Annotated in this window: 18 protein-coding genes; 11 read left to right on the plus strand and 7 right to left on the minus strand. The window is 64.4% G+C overall.

Translation table 11 applies throughout. The features are described from left to right. Positions 1–32 precede the first annotated feature (32 nt). Positions 33–557, minus strand: a complete 525-nt coding sequence (locus ACFWO3_RS06210) for a single-stranded DNA-binding protein (protein WP_378574873.1) — start codon at positions 555–557, stop codon at positions 33–35. Between the two features lie 65 nt (positions 558–622). Then, a complete protein-coding gene (rpsF, locus tag ACFWO3_RS06215) occupies positions 623–910 on the minus strand; it encodes a 30S ribosomal protein S6 (protein ID WP_378574876.1) in 288 nt (95 codons plus the stop codon). 158 nt (positions 911–1,068) lie between these two features. Between rpsF and ACFWO3_RS06220 the strand changes: the two genes are divergently transcribed. Next, on the plus strand, positions 1,069–2,433 hold the full coding sequence (locus ACFWO3_RS06220; RefSeq protein ID WP_378574879.1) for a glycosyltransferase family 87 protein: 1,365 nt from the start codon (positions 1,069–1,071) through the stop codon (positions 2,431–2,433). On the opposite strand, the gene ACFWO3_RS06225 is transcribed toward ACFWO3_RS06220, so the two are convergent. The 4 genes from ACFWO3_RS06225 to ACFWO3_RS06240 form a co-directional block, all read right to left on the minus strand. Further along, positions 2,380–3,963, minus strand: a complete 1,584-nt coding sequence (locus ACFWO3_RS06225; protein ID WP_378575034.1) for a glycosyltransferase family 87 protein — start codon at positions 3,961–3,963, stop codon at positions 2,380–2,382. The two genes, ACFWO3_RS06220 and ACFWO3_RS06225, sit on opposite strands and share 54 nt — an antisense overlap. An 82-nt stretch (positions 3,964–4,045) precedes the next feature. Beyond that, complete coding sequence (locus tag ACFWO3_RS06230; protein ID WP_378574881.1) at positions 4,046–6,280, minus strand: transglycosylase domain-containing protein; 2,235 nt, start codon at positions 6,278–6,280, stop codon at positions 4,046–4,048. Next, a complete protein-coding gene (locus tag ACFWO3_RS06235) occupies positions 6,277–6,573 on the minus strand; it encodes a hypothetical protein (protein WP_378574883.1) in 297 nt (98 codons plus the stop codon). The genes ACFWO3_RS06230 and ACFWO3_RS06235 overlap by 4 nt, the downstream gene beginning before the upstream one ends. Before the next feature lie 278 nt (positions 6,574–6,851). Further along, positions 6,852–7,283, minus strand: a complete 432-nt coding sequence (locus tag ACFWO3_RS06240; protein ID WP_378574885.1) for a DUF5318 domain-containing protein — start codon at positions 7,281–7,283, stop codon at positions 6,852–6,854. A 217-nt stretch (positions 7,284–7,500) separates the two neighbouring features. Between ACFWO3_RS06240 and ACFWO3_RS06245 the strand changes: the two genes are divergently transcribed. Together ACFWO3_RS06245 and ACFWO3_RS06250 are read left to right on the plus strand one after the other, a co-directional pair. After that, positions 7,501–8,058: a PadR family transcriptional regulator gene (locus ACFWO3_RS06245; protein WP_378574887.1), complete on the plus strand. Its 558-nt coding sequence runs from the start codon at positions 7,501–7,503 to the stop codon at positions 8,056–8,058. Beyond that, complete coding sequence (locus ACFWO3_RS06250; RefSeq protein ID WP_378574890.1) at positions 8,051–9,157, plus strand: inositol-3-phosphate synthase; 1,107 nt, start codon at positions 8,051–8,053, stop codon at positions 9,155–9,157. The genes ACFWO3_RS06245 and ACFWO3_RS06250 overlap by 8 nt, the downstream gene beginning before the upstream one ends. A 71-nt stretch (positions 9,158–9,228) precedes the next feature. On the opposite strand, the gene ACFWO3_RS06255 is transcribed toward ACFWO3_RS06250, so the two are convergent. After that, positions 9,229–10,047: a hypothetical protein gene (locus ACFWO3_RS06255; RefSeq protein WP_378574892.1), complete on the minus strand. Its 819-nt coding sequence runs from the start codon at positions 10,045–10,047 to the stop codon at positions 9,229–9,231. Between ACFWO3_RS06255 and ACFWO3_RS06260 the strand changes: the two genes are divergently transcribed. The 8 genes from ACFWO3_RS06260 to ACFWO3_RS06295 all read left to right on the plus strand — a co-directional run bounded on the left by ACFWO3_RS06260 (position 10,046) and on the right by ACFWO3_RS06295 (position 26,639). Beyond that, the gene (locus ACFWO3_RS06260) at positions 10,046–10,417 is read left to right on the plus strand and encodes a putative quinol monooxygenase (protein WP_378574894.1); all 372 of its coding nucleotides are present in this window, start codon (positions 10,046–10,048) and stop codon (positions 10,415–10,417) included. The genes ACFWO3_RS06255 and ACFWO3_RS06260 overlap by 2 nt on opposite strands. A 42-nt stretch (positions 10,418–10,459) precedes the next feature. Then, the gene (locus ACFWO3_RS06265; RefSeq protein WP_378574896.1) at positions 10,460–11,077 is read left to right on the plus strand and encodes a GNAT family N-acetyltransferase; all 618 of its coding nucleotides are present in this window, start codon (positions 10,460–10,462) and stop codon (positions 11,075–11,077) included. Between the two features lie 9 nt (positions 11,078–11,086). Further along, positions 11,087–18,913 (plus strand): amino acid adenylation domain-containing protein, encoded by a 7,827-nt coding sequence (locus tag ACFWO3_RS06270; RefSeq protein WP_378574899.1) that lies wholly within the window; start codon positions 11,087–11,089, stop codon positions 18,911–18,913. Next, positions 18,910–21,270, plus strand: a complete 2,361-nt coding sequence (locus ACFWO3_RS06275; RefSeq protein ID WP_378574902.1) for an AMP-binding protein — start codon at positions 18,910–18,912, stop codon at positions 21,268–21,270. Before ACFWO3_RS06270 ends, ACFWO3_RS06275 begins: the two co-directional genes overlap by 4 nt. Further along, the gene (locus ACFWO3_RS06280) at positions 21,267–22,253 is read left to right on the plus strand and encodes an ABC transporter substrate-binding protein (RefSeq protein ID WP_378574904.1); all 987 of its coding nucleotides are present in this window, start codon (positions 21,267–21,269) and stop codon (positions 22,251–22,253) included. Before ACFWO3_RS06275 ends, ACFWO3_RS06280 begins: the two co-directional genes overlap by 4 nt. Before the next feature lie 145 nt (positions 22,254–22,398). Beyond that, positions 22,399–24,039 carry an ABC transporter ATP-binding protein gene (locus ACFWO3_RS06285; RefSeq protein ID WP_378574906.1) on the plus strand — a complete coding sequence of 547 codons (1,641 nt, stop codon included), beginning with the start codon at positions 22,399–22,401 and terminating at the stop codon, positions 24,037–24,039. Between the two features lie 3 nt (positions 24,040–24,042). Then, positions 24,043–25,794 (plus strand): ABC transporter ATP-binding protein, encoded by a 1,752-nt coding sequence (locus tag ACFWO3_RS06290; protein WP_378574909.1) that lies wholly within the window; start codon positions 24,043–24,045, stop codon positions 25,792–25,794. Then, positions 25,791–26,639 (plus strand): siderophore-interacting protein, encoded by an 849-nt coding sequence (locus tag ACFWO3_RS06295; RefSeq protein WP_378574912.1) that lies wholly within the window; start codon positions 25,791–25,793, stop codon positions 26,637–26,639. The genes ACFWO3_RS06290 and ACFWO3_RS06295 overlap by 4 nt, the downstream gene beginning before the upstream one ends. Positions 26,640–26,697 lie beyond the last annotated feature (58 nt).

The following is a 26,697-nucleotide window of genomic DNA, read 5'->3' on the forward strand; positions in this document are numbered from 1 at the left end:
CTCTTTTCTCAGATGTTCCGATCAGGTACGGATCAGAACGGGGGCTCGTCGCTCCCGGCACCGCCGCCGAAGGAACCCGATGCCTGAGGCGCGCTGCCCCAGGGATCGTCTCCGCCGGCCGCTGCAGCCTGGGGACGTCCACCGCCCGATCCGCCGGAGGAACCGAATCCACCGCCACCGCCGCCACCGCGCGAGGTCTTGTTGACCTTGGCCGTGGCGTACTTCAGCGAGGGGCCGATCTCATCGACCTCGAGCTCGACGACAGTGCGCTTCTCGCCCTCGCGGGTCTCGAAGGAGCGCTGCTTGAGCCGGCCGCTCGCGATCACTCGCGAACCGCGGGTCAAGCTCTCAGCTACGTTCTCTGCTGCCTCGCGCCAGATGTTGCAGCGCATGAACAGCGCATCGCCGTCTTTCCACTCGTTGGTCTGACGGTCGAAGATGCGAGGCGTGGATGCGATCGTGAAGTTCGCAACCGCAGCACCCGCGGGGGTGAAACGAAGCTCCGGATCAGCCGTCAGGTTTCCGATGACGGTGATGACGGTGTCGCCTGCTGCCATGTGGTTCCTCCTGCGTAATGTGAAGTTCGGTTGGCACCGAGCCTAGAGGCCCGACCCGACACAGATCACTTGTTGTGGCGCAGAACCTTCGTACGAAGCACCGACTCGTTCAGGCCGAGCTGACGATCCAACTCGTTGACGGTGGCAGGCGTAGCGCTGATGTCGATCACCGCGTAGATGCCTTCGGTGTGCTTCAGGATCTCGTAAGCGAGACGACGCTTGCCCCAAACATCGACCTTGTCGATCTTGCCGCCTTCCTGGCGAACAACATTGAGGAACGTATCCAGCGAAGGAGCAACAGTGCGCTCGTCCAGGCTGGGGTCAAGGATGACCATCAATTCGTAATGACGCATAAGACCTCATCACCTCCTATGGACTAGTGAAACGGCCACGGGCTGTCCGTGGCAGGAGGGTCGTTGCGTCAGCAACCTTTGCAGGTTACACGTGCACACCCTGACCTGCGAAATCCGCTCCCACCCCCAAAAAGCACAAATCGACCTAGGGTGGTCTCATGTGCACAGCCGTTCGACGCACCACGACGTCAACGGTGCTGGTCATGGTCACGTGCGCCGTCGCGGTTCTCCTCGGTTTCGTCAACAAGGCCCGGTGCGCGGGCGCGCCGTTCGCCGAGAACGGCCGCAGCCTCGATTTCGACCGGCTCAAGAACACCACCGCCTGCTACTCCGACATTCAGATGCTGTGGATAGGCCGCGACCTCGACCTGCACGCGTTCCCGTACGTCGGAGGCGGTATCACCGGTGACGGGACGCTCACCGGTGGCACGGTCGAATACCCGGTGCTCAGCGGGCTGCTCATGTGGCTCGGCAGCATCGGTGCACACACGGACGCCGAGTTCCTGCTGCACTCTGCGATGCTCCTCGCTCCGTTCGCCCTGCTCACCGCGTGGATGCTCGGGCGCCTCGCCAGAAAGTGGGCCTTCCTCTGGTCGGCGACGCCGCCACTGGTGCTCTACGCCTTCCACAACTGGGAGCTCCCCGTCGTCGCCACGGCGGTCGCCGCAGTGTTCGTGATGACGTTCGATCGCATCCCTCTGCGCACCCGTGGCGTCCTCGCCGCCGTACTGCTCGCCGTCGGATTCTGTCTGAAGCTGTATCCGGGCATCTTCGTACTGCCACTTGCCGTCTACGTCCTCACACACGGCGACCTGCGGAGACGAACCGGCTACGACGTGCGCGGTGCAGTGCAGGTCGGCATGGCAGCCGTCGGGACGGTCGTCGCAGTCAACTTGCCCTTCATGCTGCTGTCCTACAGCGGCTGGCGGGCATCGATCACGTTCCAGCAGAACCGAAAAGCCGACCTCAACACCAACTCGATCTGGTACTGGGGGCTGCGCCCACTGTTCGGACCCGAACCCGACTCGCTCGCACTGTCCTACGACCAGGTGGTGGCGGTCGCGTCGCCCCTGTTGGTGTGCGCGACGTTCGCACTGGCGATGCGGCTGGGGTGGCTGCGCTACCTCCGCGAAGGCACGTTCCCGTGGATTGCGGTGAGCGGCGGGATGCTGTGCGGGTTCCTGCTCTTTCACAAGGTGCACTCGCCGCAGTACACGCTGTGGCTCATTCCGTTCTTCGTCCTGCTGCGTGTCCCCTGGGCGACCGTCGCCGCGTATCTCACCGTCGACGTGGTCCTCGGACTCGGCGTGTTCAAGTACTTCGGCGCACTCGCGTCGTTCACCGATGCCGGCGGATACGAGGCTGTGGTGAAGACGAGCGTGTGGGCCAGGGCCGCACTGTTGGTCGTCCTCTTCTACACGTTCGTGCACGCAAGCTTGCGCTCGGAGCCCGAAGCGGGCGAAGGGAACTCACCCGACCGGGGTGGACCTGCCGTCGTCGCCGAGCCGCAACCCGTCCCCTGACGGCTCGGTGGCGGAGGCGGCGGCCTTGGGCTTCAGGAACTGTGGCAACCATTTCGGCGGATCGTCCTTCGCCTGATCGAGCACCCCGCCCACGGGATCGTCGATGAACCCGAACCGCACCAGGTCGGTACCGGGCCGATAGATCTGCCGCAGAATCAGAACGCAGATCACGACAACGGCGGCATCGCGAAGCAGAACCGTCGCGGTGAACCACTGCTCGGGCAACCCCTTGTTCGATTCCCCCAGGTAGTAGTACATGCGCGGCACCCACACGAGCGCGTCGACGGTCATCCACGCCAACAGGATTCGGGTATGCGGGAAGGCCAGCACCGCCAACGGAATCAGCCACAACGAGTACTGCGGACTCCACACCTTGTTGGTGAGCAGAAAGCCCGCAACCAACAGGAAGCACAGTTGAGCGACGCGGGGCCGAACCGGGGCCGTCGCCGCGACGTAACCCACACCCACACAGACGAGGACGAAGAGCAGCAGCGACACCGCATTGAGGATGCTCGGCGGCTCACCGGGGAGCAGTTGCCCGTCGAAGCCCGACCAACCCGTGAACGACGAGATCACGTTGTAGATCGAATCGGGGTCGGCGCCGCGCTCGGAATTGAGCCGGAAGAACTCCGCCCAACCACGCGGAAACAGCACCAGGATCGGCAGGTTCACCGCCAACCACGCGGCAGCGGCCGCAAGTGCGGTCTGAAACCACTCACGCATCTTGCCCGAGCGCAGACACAGCACCAGGAGAGGTCCGAGAAACAGCAGGGGATACAGCTTCGCCGCACCACCGAGGCCGAGCAGAACGCCCGCTAGGACGGGCCGCTTACGGGACCAGGCCAACAGACCACCGGCGGCGAAACCGGTTGCCAGCGGATCGAAGTTCGTGAACGCGTGCACGGCGACGAGTGGAGAACACGCGGCGAGCGCCGAATCCCACACCCGCCTGCCCGCCAATATCGCGGTTGCCCAGATGGTCACGAGCCACGCCAACGCCAGACCCAACGCGACCACGTTGAAGTACAACGCGACCTGAAGCGCACCGGGTAGGAACGACGCGGCGTGCCACGCCTTCGCCACCGTCATCGACGCGTACTGGTAGAGACCCGAAATCACCGGGTACTCCATGTATCTACGCTGCGTCGAGCCGTCCGGCTTCTCCTCGTCCCACCACTTCTTGTAAGGGAAGGCACCTTGATCGAGACGCTCCGCGCCGTACAGCGGCACCGTGTCCGAGTAACACATCGCCACGTACTGGCGGCTCCCACCCCAGTCGAGCCCGAGGGCGCCTTCGGTACCGACCGGCGCCTGCTGAATGCACGCGGCCTTGGAGAACCAGCCCAGCGCCAGGAAGACGATTGCCAGCATCAAGATCACCCGCATCGGGGTGAAGAAGCGGGTGCGCCCCACCACCGCATGGCGGCCGATCGGCCCTCCGATCGTCTCGGAGAGCCGACCGACCAGGGGATCGGTGCGACTGGGGACATCCCGCCAATCGGCGGACCGCCGGTCCGGCGCCAACGGCATCGGTGACACCAACGTCGCGTCGTCCGACTCCCGGTCTCGGCGCGGGGGAAGGCTCTCGGTCACCCCGCGAGGCTACCGGGTGCTAAGGGCCGGGAACCTGCTGCCCGTTCCGGTTGGCGTTCCCATTCCCGTTTGCATTCCCGTTTGCATTCCCGTTGCCGTTTCCACCCTGTCCGGCACCGGGACCACCGGCCTGACCGGATTCCGGACCGCCGAGCTGCGGTTCCTCGGGAACTTGCTGCTGCTCACGCGGCGCGAGCCCGGGGATCGGAATCGTGATCCCCGGCAGGATCTCCACCGGCTTCGGGGAAATCGTCACCGAGGGAATGAGCTCGGTCGGCAACTCCAACTTGGTGCTCGGAGGCGCGGACGTCGTCGACGGTGCGGGGGCGGAGTAGGTCGGCACACCGGCCTGTCCGCCGATCGAACCCGGCTTCGGGAACTTCTCGATTTCCGTGCCCTCCAGGGAGCCGTCCATCGTGTCCTTCCAGATGTCGGACGGCAGACCGGAACCGTAGATCATCGCCCCGTTGCTGTTGCGCAGCGGCTGACCGTCCGGCGTACCGACCCATACTGCTGTCGACAGCGAAGGCGTGTAGCCGACCATCCAGGAGTCCTTGTTCTCACCGGAGTCACCGAGCTGCGCCGTACCGGTCTTGGCAGCGGACGGACGTCCCTCGGCCAGACCGTGGTTCTTCGAGTACTCGGCAATGGGTGTCATCGCTGCCGTGACGTTGTCCGCCACGTTGTCGTCGATGCGCTTGTCGGCGGTCTGTTCGGTACCCCGGTCGAGCAGCACCGTGCCGTCGTTCGTGGTCACCTTCTGCACGAAGTGCGGAGTGTGGAACGTGCCCGATGCGGCCAACGTGGCGTACGCGGACGCCATGTCGAGGGGGCGCGACAGGTACTGGCCGAGCACGACACCGTTGTTCGGGCCCTCACCGTTCGGTCCCGTCAACGACGGCCCTACGCCCGGAATGTCCTCCGGGATGCCCGCCTTGTGCGCCATGTCGGCAACCGCCTGCGGGCCACCGTCGAGTTCGAGCATCTGACGGTAGAAGCTGGTGTTCAACGACCGTTTCAGAGCCTCTGCAATGGTGCACGTACCGCAGGTCGCCCCTTCGGCGTTGGAGATCTCGATGCCGTTGACCGTGAGGTCTGAGCTGTCGTACATCTGCGAAAGCGGGATGCCCTGGTCCAGGGCAGCCGCGAGACCGAACACCTTGAACGAGGAACCGGTCTGCAGGCCCGCATTCGCGAAGTCGTAGCCCTGACCGTCCTCGCCGCCGTAATACGCGCGAACGCCACCGTCACGGGGATCGACCGACACGACCGCTGTCGTGAGCTCCTCCGGTTCGCCCTCCATGTTCGAGCGCGCCGAATCGACGGCTGCAGCCTGCATCTTCGGGTCGATCGTCGTGGTGATCTGCAGGCCTGCAGTGTTGAGCAGGGTCTCACTGATGCCGGCTTCACCGAGCTCTCGCAGAACCTGGTTCTTGATGAGGCCTTCCGGACCGGACGCACCCGAACCGTTGTCGACCTCGGCGAGGGGCTGGTACGCCGGGTACTGCATGGTCGAGCGGGCCGCGGCATCGAGCGTGCCCGCGCTGACCATGCCGTCGAGAACGTAGTTCCAGCGCGCCTGTGCACCCTCGGGATTGGTCTCCGGGTCCAGCAACGAGGGCAACTGGATCGACGATGCCAGGACGGCGCCTTCCTCGACCGACAGCTCGCCGACCGGCTTGTTGAAGTACGCCTTCGCCGCCGAGTCGATGCCGTATGCGCCACGACCGAAGTAGATCGTGTTGAGGTAGGCCGCGAGGATGTCGTCCTTCGACCATTCGCGCGCCATCTTCGAGGAGATGACGAGCTCCTTCATCTTTCGAGTCAAGGTGCGCTCGGAGCCGACCATCGTCTGCTTCACGTACTGCTGGGTGATGGTCGAGCCACCACCCGCACTGTCTGCACCGGTGACGTTGTCACGTGCGGCACGCGCGAATCCGCTGATCGAGAACCCCGGGTTCGAGTAGAAGTCGCGGTCCTCGGCCGCCAGTGCCGCGTCACGAACATGCTTCGGAATCTGGTCGAGTGTCACCTCGGTGCGGTTGCCCTCCGGCGGCACGACCTTGGAGATGACCGAGGACCCGTCCGAGCCGTAGATGGTTGCGACTTGATTGGCCTGCAGCTCGCCTGGCTCCGGGACGTCCTGGACCACGTACGCGGCCATGAACGCCAGGATCGGCACGACGAGACCGATCGCGACCAACGCATAGGCGACCCGGCGAACCGTTCGCCACGGAGACTTCTTCTTCCTCACAGGCTTCCTTCTCGGCGGCTCCCCACCGCTGCCCCCACTTCCGCCAGGGCCACCGGTGCGCGGCGGCGGGCCGGGCGGGCGCCCACCGGGCGGACGAGAACCGGGTGCACGAGCTCCGGGAGGCGGAGAGTTCCGAGCAGCAGGCTGGGCACCCTGCGGCGCTTGACGACGGGGTGGTCCCTGCGGAGGAACGCCCCTGCCGGGAGGCGGCGCGTTTCGAGGCGCCGGAGCCTGGCGCGGCGGCGGAGCGCCGTGCCTTCCGGCGGGCCGAGGCCCTCCCGCATGACGGCCACCGGGTGGTGGTCCCACCGGTCGACCCTGCGGCGGCGGTCCCATCGGCCTTCCCTGTGGGGGCCTGCCCTGGCGCGGCGGGCCGGGCTGGCGCCCCTGCGGCGGCGGGCCGGGCGGACGTCCCTGCGGCGGCGGACCGCTCGGTCGGGGCGGACGGCCCGGTTCGTCGTTGTGGGGGGAACTCACGTACAAATCTCCAGTGGTTGTGGACCGATCGCGGTCCTGCATTGTGTCTGCCGGCGCCGACCGAGACTAGCCCCACCCGTTATCGGGTGTCGGCCTACTCGCTCGCCGTACGCCGACCGGGGGGACGCGCCCTCGCCGACGATCGCCGCGGCCGTTTGGGTGCCGGTATCGACCCGAGGACGTACGACTGAACCAGGTGGTTCCAGTTGCACGTCCGGCACACCTCCACGACGTGGACGGAGAACTCCTCCTGAGTGGCAGCCAGCCGAGCCAATTCGTCCGGGTTTCGCGCCGAACCCGATACAGCCCCCAGCTTTTCGCCGAACACCCAGGAAACGTGGGTCAACTGCTCCTTACGACAGATGGGGCACATCACGTCACTGCCCCGGCCGTGGAACTTGGCGGCCCGCAACAGGTAAGGGTCGGCGTCGCAGACCTCTGTGACACCCGTCCTACCCGAGTAGACCTCGGCCAGTAGCGACCGACGCTGAAGCGCGTAGTCCACCACCTGCCGCTGTAACCGCACGGTGACCAGAGTACGTGCGCCGGCTGACGGGCAGTGGGTTCGGGGACGGATCGACCGGGATTCGTGAGATCGATCGAGGCGTTCGCAGATGCGAAACCACACCTGCGGCATGTGACTTGTTGTCACACCTACCGGAACCGCCGTACTCTCGTATATATCGCTGCGATATAGTTTGCAGTCGCATCGGGTACATGGGACAAATCCAGGAGGTGGAGACATGCTCGAATTGGCGATTCTCGGGCTTCTCCACGAGTCACCCATGCACGGATACGAGCTGCGGAAACGGCTGACCGGGCTGTTGGGAGCGTTTCGCGCGTTCTCCTACGGATCGCTGTATCCGACGCTTCGGCGCATGCAGTCCGACGGGCTGATCGCCGAGAACACCGGCACACCGGCACCCGTCAAGAGGCGGGCCCGCCGCGTGTACCAGCTGACCCCCGTCGGCAAGGAACGGTTCACCGAGCTCGTAGCCGACACAGGTCCACAGAACTACACGGACGACGGATTCGGTGTTCATCTCGCCTTCTTCAGCCGCACACCGGCCGTGGCGCGGATGCGAATCCTCGAAGGGCGGCGCCGCCAGGTCGAAGAACGCCGCGAAGGACTTCGAGAAGCCGTCGGCCGTGCGAGTTCCTCCCTGGATCGCTATACCCGTCAGCTACATCAGCTCGGCCTCGAGTCCAGCGAACGCGAAGTCCGCTGGCTCAACGAACTGATCGCCGCTGAGCAGTCAACAGCAACGCACAAGAAAGAAGGAGAACCCGACCATGGGTGAGAACAACACCGCCGGGGCGCGCGCAGTGCGCGTCGCCATTGTGGGAGTGGGCAACTGTGCCTCGTCCTTGGTTCAGGGCGTGCAGTACTACAAGGATGCGGACGAGAACGCCACCGTTCCCGGCTTGATGCATGTGAAGTTCGGCGGATACCACGTCCGTGACGTGAAGTTCGTCGCTGCCTTCGACGTGGATGCCAAGAAGGTCGGCTTCGACCTGTCCGAGGCCATCCTCGCCAGCGAGAACAACACCATCAAGATCACCGACGTCCCGCCGACCGACGTGACCGTCCAGCGCGGCCCGACCCTCGACGGCGTCGGCAAGTACTACTCCGAGACCATCGAGGTCTCCGACGCCGAGCCCGTCGACGTCGTGCAAGCCCTGAAGGACGCCGAGGTCGACGTCCTCGTGTCCTACCTCCCCGTCGGTTCCGAAGAGGCCGACAAGTTCTACGCCCAGGCTGCGATCGACGCGAACGTCGCGTTCGTCAACGCACTGCCCGTCTTCATCGCCTCCGACCCGGAGTGGGCCGCCAAGTTCAAGGACGCCGGCGTCCCGATCGTCGGCGACGACATCAAGAGCCAGGTCGGCGCCACCATCACCCACCGCGTGATGGCCAAGCTGTTCGAGGATCGCGGAGTCGTGCTCGACCGCACCTACCAGCTCAACGTCGGTGGCAACATGGACTTCAAGAACATGCTCGAGCGTGATCGCCTCGAGTCCAAGAAGGTCTCCAAGACGCAGGCCGTGACCTCCAACCTCACCGGTTCGCTCGCGGGCAAGGTTCACGACCGCAATGTCCACATCGGACCTTCGGACTACGTGGAGTGGCTCGACGACCGCAAGTGGGCGTACGTCCGCCTCGAAGGTCGCGCCTTCGGTGACGCCCCGCTCAACCTGGAGTACAAGCTCGAGGTGTGGGATTCGCCGAACTCGGCCGGCATCATCATCGACGCCGTCCGTGCAGCCAAGATCGCCAAGGACCGCGGCATCGGCGGACCGGTCTACCCGGCCTCCGCGTACCTGATGAAGTCCCCGCCGGTCCAGATGGCCGACGACAAGGCTCGTGCCGAGCTGGAAGCCTTCATCGTCGAAGCGTAAGCGTAAGCGCAAGCGCTTGTGCGCGGTCGAGGAGTCCTGAGACTCTTCGACCGCGCACAGTCGTTAATACCTCACTCGGGGAGGGTGTTGGCCAAGCCCTCGTTCAGGTCGTCGACAAGCGCCTGCCTGGTCTCATCGTCGAGACCCGGTATATCGGGGATGAGGTGCTCCGGGATCAGGGGGCCCGGACCCGGCGTGAAAGCGCCGAGGACGTCGGCGGTGTGATCCTCGGGGGAGCCGTAAGTGTTGGCCGCGATCGTGAAATCGGGCCCGAACGATGCCGACGCGACCACCGGCGACCCACCTTGATCCGACCAACCCCACTTCGTGCCCACGACGCCGGGCAACCGCGCCGTACCCCAATCCTGAACCGTACCGTCGGCTGCGGTCGGCGATGCAGTACTCATCCATACCGGAATGGGCGAGAGCGGGTCGGCCCGCTTTGCCATCAGAAAAGCAACGGTGTCGGCCGTGCTCGTGTACGAATCACCCCAGAAGGAGGAGCGTCTGGTGTCGGCCAAGCCGAACTCGGCGGCCACCGCATCGATTGCACCGGGGTACTTGGCGTCGAGTTCGGAGGCCGCCGTATCGTCGGAGTATCTGATCATGCGCTCCGCAAGGGCGCGATCACTCGGCGAACCGTCACCGCGACGAAGCGCGTAGTCGGCCATGTACAGCTTGACGGTGGAGAGGCCGGGCCGGGAATCGTGCTGGTTGGTAGTGCCGATCAGAATGCCACCTGGCGCGTACTCGAAGGTCAGCGCGGTGCGTTCGGGAACCCCGTTGAAGTCGTCGATCGGCGCCGGTGCCGCGAACGCAATGCTCTGGCCGGACACCGCCACCATCGCCGCGAGGCAGATAGCAGAGGCCGTCGATCGGCAACGGTCCATGATCAAGTCCTCTCACGATGTGAAATGGCCCGTCGAGCGTAACGCCGATCTCAGTTTCGGCACTGTGGAATTGGCCCGCAGAACACCCGGCTGCCTCGACTTCAGCGTCGGTGCTGATTCATTGGATCCGAGGCGCGTCAACGTCAGGGAACGGTGGACCGACCGCGAGTCGTTGGACGCATTTCGTGGAAGCGGACATGACACGGGGGACGATGCATCTCCGATCCGCGCCTTCCGTGCGGTCACTCGTCGATCCCTCCGTCGAGACGCCGGACATACTGTTCAGCACAGTTCTCCGAACGGCCTGGAGGCCGCTATCACGGCGAACATGCAGCCGGCAACATCCCATACCGCCGCGTATTTAGGTTAGGCTACCCGTCAGTTCGCTGGAGAGGAACTGTGAGGGGGAGCAATGTCGACCACTGAGTTCGAGGCGCACGGGCGGCTGTTGGTCGGACGAGACCACCCACCGATCGGCCCCGTCGGCAAACGGCTGACCGTATCTGGATACGGCGTCCGTGTCGTGAACACCGGCTCCGGCGAACCCAACGACGTCACCGTCGTGCACCGGTGGATGAACAGCCCCGAAGTTGCCGCCGGTTGGGAACAAGCATGGCCACGTGCCCGCTGGCAAAAGCACTTGACCCAACAGTTGGACGGGACCTACTCCGTACCTCTGCTGGTTTCGGACGAGGGTTGTGACGTCGCATACGTCGAGATCTACCGCGCCCACGCGGACGTGGTGTCGCACTGTTACCCATCGCAGCCCCACGACATCGGTTTCCACATCGCCATCGGCCCCGACGCTCTACGCGGACGTGGCCGCGGGACACTACTCATTCGCTCCCTGCTCGCCGGCATCTTCGATGCCGCTCCCGAATGTGCCCGAATCGTGTCCGACCCCGACGTGCGAAACGAAGCCGCACTGCGCGTAGACCAGAAGCTCGGCCTCACCCGCGTCGGGGACTTCCAACTCCCACACAAGACCACAGCACTGCACTTGCTCGAACGTGGCAGTTTTCATGCCTGAAAGGCCCAGATGACCACCACGACGCCCTACCGATTGCAAGCACAGTCGATCGGCACAGCGCTCGACGGCGTGGATCTGTACGTGTTGGATTCGGCGCTGCACCACGTACCCACCGGCATCGTCGGAGAACTCTACATCGGCGGACACGGAGTCGGACGCGGCTACACAGCCCAACCCACCACCACCGCAACACGATTCATCGCCGACCCCCACAACCCCGGCACACGCATGTACCGCACCGGCGACCTCGTCCGATGGGAACACACCACCACAGAACCCACCCTCGTCTTCATCGGCCGATCCGACGACCAAGTCAAAATCCGCGGATTCCGCATCGAACTCACCGACATCGACACAGCCCTGACCGCCTGCCCCGGCGTCACCACCACCCACACCACCGTCCGAGAAGACACACCCGGCACCCGCACCCTGACCACCTACTACGTCGGCACCACCGACACCCACACCCTCCGCACCCACGCCACCGACACCCTGCCCGCCTACATGATCCCCTCGGCCATCGTCCACATCGACGCCCTACCACTGACCACCACCGGAAAAATCGACAGAACAGCACTACCCGCACCCACCACCGACACCACCGGCCGAGAACCCCGCACCCCCACCGAACACACCCTCCTCGACATCATCCGCACCATCGTCGGCATACCCGACCTCACCGTCGAAGACTCCTTCTTCGAAGTCGGCGGCGACTCCATCTCCTCCATCCAAGTCGTCTCCCGCGCACGCCGCGCCGGACTGACCATCACCGCCCGCGACATCATCGAAACCCAAACCGTCGAACGAATGGCCCACCGCACAACACAACACACCCAGGACACCGAACCGACGGTCGATGCATACGGCGAAGCACCACTCACCCCGGTTCAGCGGTGGCTGGCTCGTCGCACGCCCGATTTCGGCGGCTTCTGCCAGTCCGTCCTGGTGTCGGTGCCGAGATTCGAACTGGATGACGTCCGGAAAGCGATCCTGGGCTTGCTCACGCTGCATCCCATCTTGGGTGCGCGTTTCAGCGCGAGCGGATTGACGGTCGGCGCCGATCCCACCGCCGCTCTGGTGACAACCGCGTCCGATCCGGAGGAGGGATTGTCGCTGGCACTGGAGGCCATCGACCCCTGTGTTGGCGCTTGTTTCGGCGCAGTCCTGGTCGACCACGATCGGTTGCTGCTGGTGGCCCATCATCTTGTTGTCGATTCCGTCTCGTGGAACATCGTACTGGACGACTTGGCGCATCTGGCAGCGGGAACGGAAGCAATCGCAGCCACGGGTTCCAGCTTCCGCGAATGGGCCCTTCGCCTCGCGGGCCGCCCTCCTCGGCATGGGAACGGTGAAATTCGTTCGAACACAACCGGTTCAGCGCTACAGAAGTTGACCGCGATCAGCGCGGACCCCGCTCTGGACACCGCGTCCGCCATCACCGAAACCGAGGTGCTTCTCCCTCACGACGTGATCTCCGATCTGACCAAACGGCTGCCCCATGAGTTCGACAGCACCGCTGAGGTGATCCTGCTTGCCCTGACCGTCCAGGCATTCGGACGAGCACTCGGCGCTGCCGATGGCGACGCGCTGGCAATAGCGATGGAAACACATGGCCGCGAGAAGGACTGGGCCGGTTCGGCGACTGCGGTGGGGTGGTTCACTGCAATGTTCCCGATGTCGGTCCCGTTCACGAGCACCGACTCGGCGCAGGTTCCGTGGTTGGAGCAGATTCGCGCGATCAAACGAGCCAGGCACGACGCCGGTGACGGCATCGCCCGTTCACAGGAGGTCGCAGCCGACCTCGCCAACGCGATCGAGCGTTGGCCCGCAGTCGGATTCAATTACCTGGGGGCCTTCGACACGCGATCCGATTCGTCCGCAGGGCCATGGCGTCGTGACCCCGATTGGGGTCCGCTTCGCGCGCACACGGCTCGGAACCTACCGGTGCCCAGCCCCGTTCTGATCAACGCTCACGCCGATACCGACAGCGTCACGATGAGTATCGGATATCTGGCGCGGAGGGTGCCCACAGCGGTGATCGCTGCCGTTGCCCAGCAACTGCCCGTCCTCGCCCGGGAGTGCGCTCGGATCACCGGGCGTCCCCTGATCCCGGAGACCGCCACCGCAGACGTCGATCAAGACCAGTTGGAATCGGCAGAGGCCACGCTGGGACCGCTGTGCGACATCCTGCCGTCCACCCCCATGCAGGCCGGAATTCTGTTCCACACCAACGAACTCCGCGAGACCGGCGCGGGCGACCCGTACCTCGTGCAGGTGCGCTACGCGTTGCACGGTCGCATCGAATTCGCCGCCTTCGAACGCGCCGTCGGCCGGTTGAGTGAGCAACTCCCCGAACTGACCGGACGATTCTTCCAGGATGCTGACGGCAGAATGCTGTTCGCCACACCCGTGACGGGTGCGATTCCACTCGCCGTCCCCGGTGCATCCTCCGACCCGACTCCCCAGGATCCGATCCAGATCTCGTTGCGGCAGACGGACGCGGGATCGGAAGCCGGTCAAGGCTATGAACTGGTCCTGAAGAACCATCACTCATTGCTCGATGGGTGGTCGATGCCGCTCGTGATCGGAGAACTGTTTCGACTCTACGACGAAGAGACCGGTGGGCAGCCGGAACCGATGAGGACGCGCGCAACCATGGCGGACTTCCACCGGTGGTTCGAGCGTCTTCCTGCCGACGAAACCCTGGCCCTCTGGCGTGAGTACCTACGGGACGCCGAACCGACCCTTGTCGCCCCGTCGGAGGTATCCGGATCTACCCACTGCTCCGAGGTCGAGTTCTCGAGGGACGATTCGATACGCTTGCGTGAGAACGCCCGCAGTCTGGGAGTCAGTCTCAACACCGTATTTCAAGTTGCGTGGGGACTCGTGCTCGGCCGACTCACCCGCGCAACCGATGTCGTCTTCGGCACCGTCGACTCGTGCCGTGACATCGATCTGCCCGATATCGACTTGCTCGTCGGCCAGACCAGCTCGGCCGTCCCGGTCAGGGTCGCAGTGAACCCATATGAGGCACTGGCCGATGTACTGAGGCAGCACGCGTCCACTCAGCAGAGGATGGTCGGCGCCGGAGTTGTCGGTCTGCCGTCGATCCAGAGCGCCTCGGGCCATCCCCAGCTCTTCGACACCATGATGGTCTTCGAGAACTTTCCCGACAACGACGAAGTGGAGCTGGCACCTGGCGTACGGCTCACCGATGTCGACGTAGCGGATGGCACCCACTACCCCATCACCGTGGTTGTCGTTCCCGGCGAGCGCATCAGAGTGATCGCCAACGTGCGCGGAGCCGCGGGAGTACGTGCCGAGGATGTGGTCTCACGATTGACGGCCGTAATCGAGAGCTGTCTCGGTGACATGTCCGAACCCACAGGAAGCATCGGCGCCGTTGCGCTGAATCCACGGATCGTAGCTGCGGGCTTCGCGGCGGAGTCGGTGGCCGAAGTCGACCTCGTCGACCGTATCGAAGCGGCGATGGCTGCTTACCCGAACGAGCCCGCGGTGCTCGATCGAGGCCGGACCTACACATATGCGGAACTGAACGATCGCACCAGCACTCTGGCCCGGGAACTCCAGCGCCGCGGCTTCGGGCCCGAATGCGGGGTGCTCGTACCCCTCGATCGTGGGATCGATCATGTCGTTGCACTCGTCGCGATTCTCCGTGCCGGCGCAACCTACGTACCCGTCGATCCGAACCAGCCCGAGTCGCGTCTCGCGTCGATCGTGCGGACAGCACGTCCGAGTGTCGTTCTCACATCGGGAGCGAACCCCATCGCCGACGTGTCAGGTGTATCGGCACTCGACGTCCTCGACCTCGGCGACCACGCGGTTACGCCGGCACCGGATGCGGAGTTTCGCTCGATGCGCCTCTCGAAGGCGTTGGCCTACGTCATCTTCACGTCGGGTACGACGGGCGAGCCGAAGGGCGTCGGGATCGAGTACGGAAATCTAGCCAAGCTGTGGGCAGTGCAGAGCCGGTCCTTCGCCGTCACCGAGCACGATCGAGTTCTGCAGTTCGCGTCTGCAACGTTCGATGCCGGCCTTTGGCAAGCGATCATGCCGCTGAGTTGCGGTGCGACCTCGGTGGTCATACCCGACGATCTGAGATTGCCGACAACAGAGTTCGTGGACTATCTGATCGAGCATTCGATCACCGTCTTCGGGGTCACTCCGTCGTTTCTCGCCACTTTGCCGTCTACACCGGCGATTCCCTCCGACGTTCGCATCATTGCAGGCGCCGAAGCGCTCACCGGTGACATCGCAACACGACTGCGAGAAGTGAACGGCCACATGCGGCGCCCTGTATTCAACGCGTACGGACCCACCGAAACCACCGTCAACACCGCAACATACGCGGTGACCGGTCGTGAGCGAGGCGCCGTTCCCATCGGAACTGCCGACCCGGGCACGAATCTGTACGTGTTGGATTCGGCGCTGCACCACGTACCCACCGGCATCGTCGGAGAACTCTACATCGGCGGACACGGAGTCGGACGCGGCTACACAGCCCAACCCACCACCACCGCAACACGATTCATCGCCGACCCCCACAACCCCGGCACACGCATGTACCGCACCGGCGACCTCGTCCGATGGGAACACACCACCACAGAACCCACCCTCGTCTTCATCGGCCGATCCGACGACCAAGTCAAAATCCGCGGATTCCGCATCGAACTCACCGACATCGACACAGCCCTGACCGCCTGCCCCGGCGTCACCACCACCCACACCACCGTCCGAGAAGACACACCCGGCACCCGCACCCTGACCACCTACTACGTCGGCACCACCGACACCCACACCCTCCGCACCCACGCCACCGACACCCTGCCCGCCTACATGATCCCCTCGGCCATCGTCCACATCGACGCCCTACCACTGACCACCACCGGAAAAATCGACAGAACAGCACTACCCGCACCCACCACCGACACCACCGGCCGAGAACCCCGCACCCCCACCGAACACACCCTCCTCGACATCATCCGCACCATCGTCGGCATACCCGACCTCACCGTCGAAGACTCCTTCTTCGAAGTCGGCGGCGACTCCATCTCCTCCATCCAAGTCGTCTCCCGCGCACGCCGCGCCGGACTGACCATCACCGCCCGCGACATCATCGAAACCCAAACCGTCGAACGAATGGCCCACCGCACAACACAACACACCCAGGACACCGAACCGATGTACGCTCCCGGACCCATCGCTCCCACGCCCGTACCCGCTCGATTCCTCAACTCACTCGTCGAATCCGACCACCAAGGCCTCGTCTCCGAATACGTTCAGTGGGTCGACGTCGCGGTGCCGCGGATACCCGAGTCGCAATGGCGCCGACTCCTCGGCCGACTCGTCGAGGTGCACCCGATACTCGGGTCCGTCGTATCCTTCGTGGCCGACGATGTACTCGCCCCGGACGGTTATGTGTGGTCGAACCCGGAGGTCGTGGAACCTTCGGTGCTGCTCACGGGTTACCAGGACCCTGACTCCGCCCTTGCTGCCGCCCGATCCCGGATCGATCCGACCACCGGCGCAATGTTCACCGCAGCCCTCGTCGCGACCGACGACCCGGACCACGATCGGGCGCTGTTCGTCGGACATCACCTCGTCGTGGACTCGGTGTCGTGGACGAACATCTTCGATCTCCTCCGCTCCGAAGCCGACGCACCGGGCTCCGGGCCGCAGCGGGCTAGTCAGTACGCAGCCCTGTCTGCGCGGCACCCAAGCGAGCCTTCGGACCGGTTGGACCCGGTCGGACATGGGGTGCTCCCGATGGACAGTCGCATCGATGTGGTGAATTCGATGATCCCGGCCAGGTTCTCGCTGAGCGAAGAGCAGACGACGGCTCTCCTCGACAAAGCGACGATCGCGACCGGAACCGAAATCGACGTGTTGTTTCTGACAATGATCGCCTACGGAGTGCACGAGGTCCTCGGGTCCGACGCACAGAGCGCACGCATCTGGGTAGAAGGCCACGGACGCGAGGACGCCGCTGCAGGGGATGTCGTCGGCTGGCTGACCACCATGTACGAGGTTGCGGGAGCGATCACCGACGCAACGACCTGGCACGGCCGCGTCGCTGCAGCCAAGCAGGCGCACCTCACCCGACGGGAAGTCGACACAGTCGCAACCTCGGGCGGAAAGACAAGTCGCGCAGACGTAGTGGTCAACTTCCTCGGCCGACAGACCAGCGCCGAGGTAGGGGAGCCAGTCCCTTTCACTGCCTGGCCGGGCTCGGAGCCCCTGTACGGCGCAGCCGCACCGGAACTTCCCCTGCCTGCGGCGCTGACGATCAATTCGATGGCATTGGACGGTGTGTTCGGAGTCCGGTTCGGTGGCGCGGGCGGGCATATCTCGCAGGACGTTCTCGACCGTATCGTCGCCCGCACCGCGGAGGCGGCCGAAGCGCTCACTTCTCTTTCGGAGCCGGTGTTGGTGCCCGCCGAAGTGAACGGAGCGTGCCTCGATCAGAACGAGCTCGACAGCCTGATCGCGGCATCGCACCCCGACACAATCACCGGTATCGCCGGCGTGACCCCGTATCAGCGGCTGATCCTCGACGCCTACCGCAGTGGACGGACGGACCTCGATCCCGCTGCCTTGCATTCACAAGCGCGGTTCCGAGTACGCGGAGCACTCGACCCGCAGGCACTCGGCGGCGCCGTCGACGACCTGCTGGCCTCCTACCCCCTGCTCGCTGCCCGGTTCACGACGGTCGAGCGCACCGCCGTTCAGATCTGTGTGGACTCCGCCGGCACCGACCCCATCCTGGAGGTCGTGGAATGCGCTGCCGAGTCCGTCCCGGAACGGGCGAACCTCGAACACGCACGTAGCTTCGATCTCGAGAAGGAACTACCGATCAGAGCAACCCTCTACAGGCTTGCCCCCGATCTCCACGAGTTCGTGTTCACCAGCCACCACATCCTCACCGACGGTTGGTCCGCGCCGATTGTGTTGCAGAGCCTGTTCGGGCACTACACCGACCGCATTCGACCCTCTGGAATCGCACGACCCGTGACGGTGGCCGACGGTGCACGGGCGTTCGACGCCTACCTGGATTGGGTGGAGAGGCAAGATCGCGCCGAGGCCGACGCGTATTACTCGGCGCTCGCGGACGACGACGCTCATTACCTCGCTCTCGCTGGTCATTCGGGGGGCGGCGCCGAGTCGATACATGTCCGGGCGTTCACGGTGCCTGCCGATGCGGTTGCTGCGATCGATTCGGACGCCGCAGACCACAACGTGACCAGAAGCGTAATGCTGCAACAGCATTGGGCGGAGTCACTCATCGCTGCCGAGTCTTCGGACACCGGCGAGAAGGGCGAGGCTCGAGCCGTGTTTGCCGTGATGGCGAACGGACGCACTGCACCCGTCGACAGAATCGACACTGCCGTCGGCCTGGTGGCCAATCCTGTTCCGGTCGTGGCAGGCCGCGAAATCACACCGAGGCGGCTTCAAGATCAGCTGACACGTAACGCCGAGTTCGCGTGGTTCGACCTGGCCGACGCCGTCGACGCAATGCGGGCCCCGCTACCGGGATCGCTGATCGTAATCGAGAACTACCCCGAGAGCGACGGAATCGTCGGCCGTGAGCTCGCGCCCGGATTGGTGGTGGAGGACGCGACGTTCCGGGGCGGTGCCGACATGCCAGTCACCATCGTCGTCGCACCACGAGAGGTGGACGGCGGTGACGAACTGGACGTCGACATCGAGATTCGACCCGGGGCTCCCGCCGCCGCCACCGGAGCCGCCGATCTCTTCGCCGCCGCGCTCGCCCGACGAACAGCGAGCGCCCCTGCCTCCGAATCGACAACCTCATGACCGAATGGTTCGAACTCGCACCGTCGCAGCGAGAGGTATACCTCGGTAGCTTGGCCGCCACCGAGGAAGGCCTCTACACGACAGTCGAATTGCTACGCCTACCACCCGAAGCCGACGACGATCGTCTCTGCGAGAGCATCGAGGCCGTCTATCGACGCGTCGATGCCTACCATGTGCAGATTCGTTCCGAGGACGGAAAACTGCTGCAACGGGTGGTCGACCCAGACGTGCGCCCCGGCGCGGTCGTACGGCTCGGTGACCGCCCTGTCCAAGATGCGATCGCCCAAGCACGCTCGATCGTTTTCGACCCGTATGCCGGCCCGCTGGTCACCGGTTTCGTCGGCAGAGACCCGGACGGCCTGTACTGGTTGCACTGCGCAGACCACATTGCACAGGACGCGTACGCGGTGGGGCTGGTGCTCTCGGCGGTCGCCAAGCGCTATCGAGACGGCGATGCAGGTAAGGAACGCGCATTCGGTTCCTTCGTCGACCTCGTCCGACGGGGATGCCGATACGAATCCTCCGAGGCCGGCGCCGCCGACGCGCAGTACTGGACGAACGTACTTCCCGAGCTCGTCGAATCGGCGCGCTTTCCGCACCACAACCGCGGGGTGACACGCGCCGCGAACCGCGCGCACGCCACTGTCGACGGCGATCTCGTCACCGCTCTCGATGCCTCCGCGAAGGCATTCGACGCCAGTTTCGTGGACGGGCTGTTGACGGCATGCGCGCTGGTCGCCAGCCGTTATTGCGGAGAGAATCGACTGTCACTCGGCGTGCCGATGATGAACCGCATGCGCAACGGCTCGGCCGATGTTCCGAGCAACTGGATGAACGTGGTACCCGTTGGGACGACGTTGTCTTCACACGCACTGATCGGGCCGTCGATTCGTAGTCTTGCCGAGCAGGTGCGTGGTGCCCGGGATCACTCACAACTGCGGTTGGAGACCGTGTTGCGGTCGAATCAGACCGACATCCTGAAACTGACAGACCTGATGACCTGCGTCGTCAACATCATCCCCTTCGAGTTCACTCCTTCCTTCGGAACCACCACGCCGCCTGTGGCCAGAAACATCTGCGCCGGACCGATCGCCATGCCCACGTTCACTTTCCGCCGTCGTGGCAAGAATTGGGAACTCGAGGTCGACGACTCGGGCCGCGGCTTCGACACTGCCGACCTCGATCTGATCCTCTCGTCCGTGCAGCGGGCGATAGCGGGCCTCGCCGAATCCGAATGGTCCGAGACCATGCTCGGTACCATCGACGTCCTCGGTGTGAATCACACTGTGCTCGGCGCCTCCGGTTCGGCACCTCGCGCGGATCTCCGCCGGACGTCGCCCGGGGAGTCCGATGTCGTTACCCTCCTCGCGAGCATCGCCGGCACGCATCCGGACCGCATTGCACTGGTCGAGAAGAACGGCGAGCAATGGTCCTGGGATCGATTGTGGCGAAGCGCGGCATCTCTCGCGACCACGCTGCGTGATGCCGGTGTCGGTATCGAGGATCGAGTTCTTCTCGCTCACGCTCCCGACGGCGGATCGGTCGCCGCACAGCTGGGGATTCTGATCGCAGGCGCCGCCTTCGTACCCGTCGATCCGAATGCCCCTACCAACCGGCTGGAAATCATCGTGGCAGATACGGCTGCCAAGGTGATCGTGACCGACTCGACCGGCCCGACGGACTTCGGATGGGAAGAGCGTGGCCTCCTGGTGCTCGAGCACACCGCGAACGATCTCATCGCGCCGGCCCTGGAACCTTCCCGATTCGTGTCGCCACCCGCCGGTTCTTCGTCCAGGCTCGCCTATACGATCTTCACGTCGGGGACCACGGGTAGCCCGAAGGGCGTGGACATATCGGTGGAGAACCTGACCACCTTCGCACACGCGGCCGTATCGGCGTACGGAATAGGAGTGGGGGACCGGGTCCTTCAGTTCTGCGCACTGCATTTCGATGCCAGTATCGAGGAAATCTACGGAGCGCTCGTTGGCGGCGCAGTCCTCGTGATGCGGGGCGCCCGCCCCGACAACGGCGCTGCCGCGCTGGCTGCGGAATGCGAGCGACAACGAATCTCCGTGTTGGACCTGCCCACCGCCTATTGGGCCACGTTGACATCGGAGCTCGCACAGGAACCGACCTCAGCCCTTCCCGACTCGGTGCGCGCGGTCGTACTCGGCGGCGAAGCGCTTCCGGAATCCGCCCTCACCGACTGGACCGAATTAGCCTCCCGTCGCACCCACCCGATCAACCTCGTGAACAGCTACGGGCCGACCGAGACAACCGTGGTCGCCACCAGCGCCACGAACTGCTATTCGTATCCCACCGATTACCTCAACCGAATTCAGGAGCACCGTCGATGAACAACCCAATTTCTCCCATCTCCGTGAACAGGCGCGGTTTTCTCGTAGGCGCACTCGCGCTCGCGGGCACGGCAGGACTGGCCGCATGCGGGAACGGCGGAAAGGAGGCCGCCACGACGTCCTCAGGAGAAGCGGGCACGCGCGAGATCGTCGGTCAGCGCGGCGCGGTCCAGATTCCGGTCGACCCGCAGCGGGTGGTGTGCGTCGACCACTACACACCGGGCGCGCTGCTCGACGTGGACTACACCCCCACTGCGATCGCGGAGTTCGACGCATCCCAGGTCTTCGCGGAATACACCGACGTCTACAAGCAACTGCCGAAGGTCGGCAAGACCAACAGTGCCGATGCCGAGAAGGTGGCCACCTTCAATCCCGACTTGATTCTCGGCACATACCTGCCGCACGCGCCCGATCCCGGCTACGACCGCTACCTTGCGTTGGCCCCGACAGTCCTGTTCGCAACCAGCCAGGCCGGTGACTGGAAGGACCGTGCCGTCGCAGCGGCCGACGCCGTCGGACGCAAATCGCAGGCCGAGGATCTTCGCAAGCGCTACGAGGAACGTGCCGCGGACCTGAAGAAGACGTACGCCAAGCAACTCGAGAGCACCAAATGGGCGATGGTGCAGGGGTCGCGGAGTCCGAACAACTGGATTCTCACCCTGCCGCAATCCTGGGGCGGAATCGTTCTCACCGATATCGGTGTGCAGTTCATCGACTACCCGGACAACGGTGAGAGCACCGCCATCGAGTACTCGTTCGAAGAAATGGGCACACTCGACGCCGCAGACGTGATCGTGGTCCAGGCCGACAACACCGGGGCGATGACCGCGCCCATGAAGACGGTCACCGAGCAACCGATCTGGCAGTCCCTCACCGCCGTCAAGGCAGGCAAAGCGATCCCTGTTCCGTACTTCAACATCTTGCACTACAAGATGGCCATGGCCATGCAGGACAAGGTCGAAGAGATCCTCCAGGGCCTCTGAGAGATTAGGACACAGTGGACACTATGCAGTGCCTGGCGCCCGTTTCTCAGCAGTTCGACCAGCTGCCCGTGACGTGACGACCGACATTCTCCGCTCGGTACGCGGCCGAGTTCTGTGCGCATGCGCGCTCCAGACACTGTGCGCTGTGACGACAGTAGGCGCCGTCGTCGGGGTGTCGGAGCTGGCTGTGGGTCTGGCAACCGAAACCGCAGACGTTGGGTGGCTGTGGTTCGCCGCCGTGTGCTTGTTCGCGACGCCACTGCTGCATGCTGCCTCCTTCGCACTGAGTTTCGCAGCCAGCCGCAAGATCGAACTCGACCTCCGCGGCGCACTCGTCGACCATTTGGGACGCGTTCCACTCGGATGGTTCACCGCCAACACCAGCGGAGTCCTTCGCAAGACGGTCAATGGTGACGTCGGGTCTCTCACCGGCGTGATCGGCGAAGCAATTCCCATCGCATTCAGATACGTTCCCGTCACGATCCTTTCGCTCGTGTATCTGTTGTCGGTGGATCCGCTACTGGCCTTCGTGCTCTTCGTTCCACTGACCGCGGCATCGGCGTCGATGTCCCGGCAACACAAGCCGGGTTCGGCTGCGGATATCGCACACCAAGAGGCCGCTCTCACCCTCTCCGACCGCTCCACCGAACTCAGTCAGGGCATCGCCGTACTGAAAGTATTCGGCCAGGCGGAACGCGCAAGCCATCGGTTCAGCTCGGCAGCAGACGATTTCGCATCCACTTACCGAGATCGAGAGAACGCGCAGGCACAACGCACTCGCGTGACGAACGTGTTGTCGTCGTGGATATTCGCACTGCTCGTGGTGGTGATCGCCGGGACCGCGCTCGTCGCGGCCGGGCGCACGGACGGGGCCGATCTGATTCCGTTTCTGCTCCTGTCGTGGATCGCTGCACGCGGGGTGTGGGCGCTTCCCACTGTGTTGATGACGATTCGACGGGGCCGAATCGTCATCGACTCCGCAGCAAGACTGTTGGACGTACCCCCTCTCCCGGTACCCGAGACACCGGCGTCGATTACTGCCTCCCACACCGAGCCGCCGCTGGTGCAGTTCTCCGGAGTCCGATTCGGGTACACGTCCGAATCGGAAGTGCTGCGCGGAATCGAATTCACCCTGGAACCGGGTACGGTGACCGCGCTCGTCGGTGCTTCCGGCTCGGGCAAATCGACCCTGGCACGCCTGCTACCACGTTTCTGGGATGTGAGCGAAGGAACGATCACGTTGGACGGCAACGATATTCGCCAAATTGCTCCGGACGACCTCTATCGAAAGATCGCGTTCGTATTCCAGGACGTACAGCTGCTCCGGCGCTCCGTCGCCGACAACATACGGCTCGGTGTGCCGGATGCGGGTGAGGACGACGTCCGTCATGCAGCACAGCGGGCTCGGATCCACGAGCGCATTGTCGAGCTCCCTCGTGGTTACGAATCCGTGGTCGGTGAGGATGCGATCTTCTCCGGTGGTGAAGCCCAGAGAGTGTCGATAGCCCGGGCGATCCTCGCCGACGCGCCAGTTCTCGTCCTGGACGAGGCCACTGCGTCGGCCGATCCGGAGTCGGAATCGCTCATCCAGGCCGGGTTGTCTGCACTCAGCGATGGCAAAACGCTCCTGGTCATCGCGCATCGTTTGTCGACCGTGGTCGCCGCCGATCGGATAGCAGTCCTGGAAGACGGCAGAATCATCGAGCTCGGCACCCACGACGAACTTCTAGCGGCAGATGGCAAGTACACCGACCTCTGGCGTTCCAGCCACGCAGAGGCGGTGTAAGGCATGATTCGCGCCCTTCTACCCGTTGTCGGATCCGCCGCGACCATGCGTATGCGTCGAGCGCTGACCCTCATGGCGGGCGCCGCCGTGATCGAAGCGGTGTGCTTCGCACTGTTCGTCCCGCTGCTCAGCGATCTGTTCGACCAGCGCTTCCCTCGCGCGTGGGTCTGGGCGACAGCCATACTGGTTACTGGGACAGTAGCGTTGGTCGCCGAACAGCGATCCGCTGCGGTACAGCGAGCCGTCACCACTGAGGTAGTTGCGACGCTGCACCACCGAATTGGAGACCACATAGTTCGGCTGCCGTTGGGCTGGTTCACACCCGATCGGCAGGACCGCCTCGGCAGATTGCTCGGCGATGCCGTTACGTCACTCGCCTTGATACTCAACGGGATCGTCGCCATCAATGCACGCGGGATCGCGCTCGCGGCAGCGGTGTGGGGGGTCATCGTCGTCGTCGATGTTCCGACTGCGCTCGTGGGCGGTGTGGGCCTTCTGGTCCTTTCCTTCGTGTATCGGATGGTCGCACGCAGTCTCCGGTCGGCAACCAATGCTGCCGACCGAACCTCGGAACAGATCAACGGCCAGATCGTGGAGTTCGCCCAACACCAATCGGTGCTGCGCGCCTATGGGCGAACCTCGGATGCCGGTCGCGAGCTGACCGATGCGCTCCGCGAAGCTCGTCGCGCCGCTAACGGGTACTTTCGACGCGCAATCCTCGGTGTCGTCGGATTCTCCGTGGGCACCGCGTTGTTCACCACCGCCGTCCTGATCGCGGCACTGTGGCGGTCAGATCACGGACTCCTCAGCGGTCCGGGGGCCGTCGGCGTTGTTGTCCTGGCGGTGCTGTTGGTGGACGCACTCGCCCCTCTCGGTAGAACGGGCAGCGTTATCTGGGCATCTGAGAAGACATTGGCCGAGATTCGAGAGGTGCTCACCACCGAACCTCTTCCCGAGCCCGAGCGCTCCGGTCAGATCGTGGACTCGTCGATCGAATTGCGCGAGGTGTCGTTCGGATACACCCACACCCGGCGGGTGCTCGACTCGGTGTCGGTGCAGATACCGGCGGGCACGACGTGTGCCGTCGTCGGGCAGTCTGGATCGGGAAAGACCACGCTGGCACGACTCGTCGCGCGATTCTGGGAGGTCGATTCCGGCTCGATCCTTTTGGGCGGTTGCGATATTCGTGATCTTCGTACCGTCGATCTCATGTCGCAGATCTCGATGGTGTTCCAGGACGTGTACCTCTTCGACGGAACCATCGCGGACAACATCATGATCGGCAGCCCTGACGCGAGTCGAGAGCAGTTGGAACTCGCCGCCCGCCGATCACGGGTCGACGAGATCATCGATCGCCTTCCGCAGGGTTGGGAAACTCCCGTCGGTGAACGTGGTGCCGCTTTGTCGGGAGGTGAACGCCAACGTGTTTCCGTTGCCCGCGCACTCCTCAAGGACGCGCCGGTCGTTTTGCTGGACGAGGCGACCTCCGCGCTCGACGGTGAGAACGAGAATGCCGTCCGCGGGGCGATGGAAGAGCTAGGGACGGGACGCACCCAACTCGTTATCGCTCACCGCCTGCAGACTGTTCGATCGGCCGACCAAATCGTGTTCCTCGAACACGGACGCATCGTCGAAGCAGGAACTCACCAAGAACTGATGGCGGCGGGCGGTCGCTACACCGACTTCTGGCGCGATCAGGACTCGAGCAGAAACTGGCAGATAACCACCCACGGCAGCCGAGAGAGGACACGATGACGCAACCGGACACCCTGCCACTGAAAGACGAGGTCAAGCTCGTCATGCACGAGCTCACCCCCAGGATCGTGGAGGTGGTGCAGATCACGGATCTCGCGATCGGGATGCGCCGTGTCGTGTTCGCCGGATCCGAACTGAGCGGGTTCCGCTACGTGCACATGGCACCGGACGACCACGTCAAGCTCTCGTTCCCCAGCGCAGAGACCGGCGAGATCGTGATGCCGGTGCTGGGTCCCCAGGGCGTGGAACGCCCGGACCCGAACGGGCCGCAGCCGATCTTTCGTGATTACACGGTTCGCGCATTCGATCCCGAGAAGTTGGAGTTGACCATCGATTTCGTTCTCCACACCCACGGCGTGGGTGGATCGTGGGCGGCAGGTGCTCAGCCCGGCGACAGGTTGGGCGTACTCGGTCCCCGCGGGTCACACGTCTATCCGGTGGGCTACGACTGGTATTTGCTCGCAGCGGACGAGACGGCATTGCCTGCCATTGGGCGCTGGTTCGAGGAGCTACCTGTCGATCGGGAGGTCGTCGCGTTCATCGAGGTTGCCGACCCCGAACACGAAGTGCCGCTGCCGCCGCGGCCCGGCGCCACCGTCCGGTACGTGCACAGGGCACCGGCAGAACCGGGAAAGACTGAGCTACTCCACAAAGCCATCCGCGAGTACGAGTTCCCGTCCGGAGAAATGTTCGCGTGGGTGGCCGGGGAGGCCAATTCGCTCAAACCGATTCGCCGGTACCTGAGGCGGGAACTCGGCGTCGAGAAGAAGCAGGTCAAGGTCGACGGATACTGGCGATGCGGCACGGTCAACCATGACCACCACGAGCCGGAGGACGACGACTGAATCACTGATCCCGGCCCGGCTGATCGTGGCAACCACACCGGTCGGGCGGCATGCGTAG

This window comes from Rhodococcus sp. NPDC058521 (assembly GCF_042719695.1).
GTDB lineage: Bacteria > Actinomycetota > Actinomycetes > Mycobacteriales > Mycobacteriaceae > Rhodococcus_F.

Coding starts and splice junctions, on each gene's coding strand:
- ACFWO3_RS06210 (WP_378574873.1), bottom strand. CDS start 557: ATGGCAGCAGGCGACACCGTCATCACCGTCATCGGAAACCTGACGGCT.
- rpsF (WP_378574876.1), bottom strand. CDS start 910: ATGCGTCATTACGAATTGATGGTCATCCTTGACCCCAGCCTGGACGAG.
- ACFWO3_RS06220 (WP_378574879.1), top strand. CDS start 1,069: ATGTGCACAGCCGTTCGACGCACCACGACGTCAACGGTGCTGGTCATG.
- ACFWO3_RS06225 (WP_378575034.1), bottom strand. CDS start 3,963: ATGCCGTTGGCGCCGGACCGGCGGTCCGCCGATTGGCGGGATGTCCCC.
- ACFWO3_RS06245 (WP_378574887.1), top strand. CDS start 7,501: ATGCTCGAATTGGCGATTCTCGGGCTTCTCCACGAGTCACCCATGCAC.
- ACFWO3_RS06250 (WP_378574890.1), top strand. CDS start 8,051: ATGGGTGAGAACAACACCGCCGGGGCGCGCGCAGTGCGCGTCGCCATT.
- ACFWO3_RS06260 (WP_378574894.1), top strand. CDS start 10,046: ATGATCAAGTCCTCTCACGATGTGAAATGGCCCGTCGAGCGTAACGCC.
- ACFWO3_RS06255 (WP_378574892.1), bottom strand. CDS start 10,047: ATGGACCGTTGCCGATCGACGGCCTCTGCTATCTGCCTCGCGGCGATG.
- ACFWO3_RS06265 (WP_378574896.1), top strand. CDS start 10,460: ATGTCGACCACTGAGTTCGAGGCGCACGGGCGGCTGTTGGTCGGACGA.
- ACFWO3_RS06270 (WP_378574899.1), top strand. CDS start 11,087: ATGACCACCACGACGCCCTACCGATTGCAAGCACAGTCGATCGGCACA.
- ACFWO3_RS06275 (WP_378574902.1), top strand. CDS start 18,910: ATGACCGAATGGTTCGAACTCGCACCGTCGCAGCGAGAGGTATACCTC.
- ACFWO3_RS06280 (WP_378574904.1), top strand. CDS start 21,267: ATGAACAACCCAATTTCTCCCATCTCCGTGAACAGGCGCGGTTTTCTC.
- ACFWO3_RS06290 (WP_378574909.1), top strand. CDS start 24,043: ATGATTCGCGCCCTTCTACCCGTTGTCGGATCCGCCGCGACCATGCGT.
- ACFWO3_RS06295 (WP_378574912.1), top strand. CDS start 25,791: ATGACGCAACCGGACACCCTGCCACTGAAAGACGAGGTCAAGCTCGTC.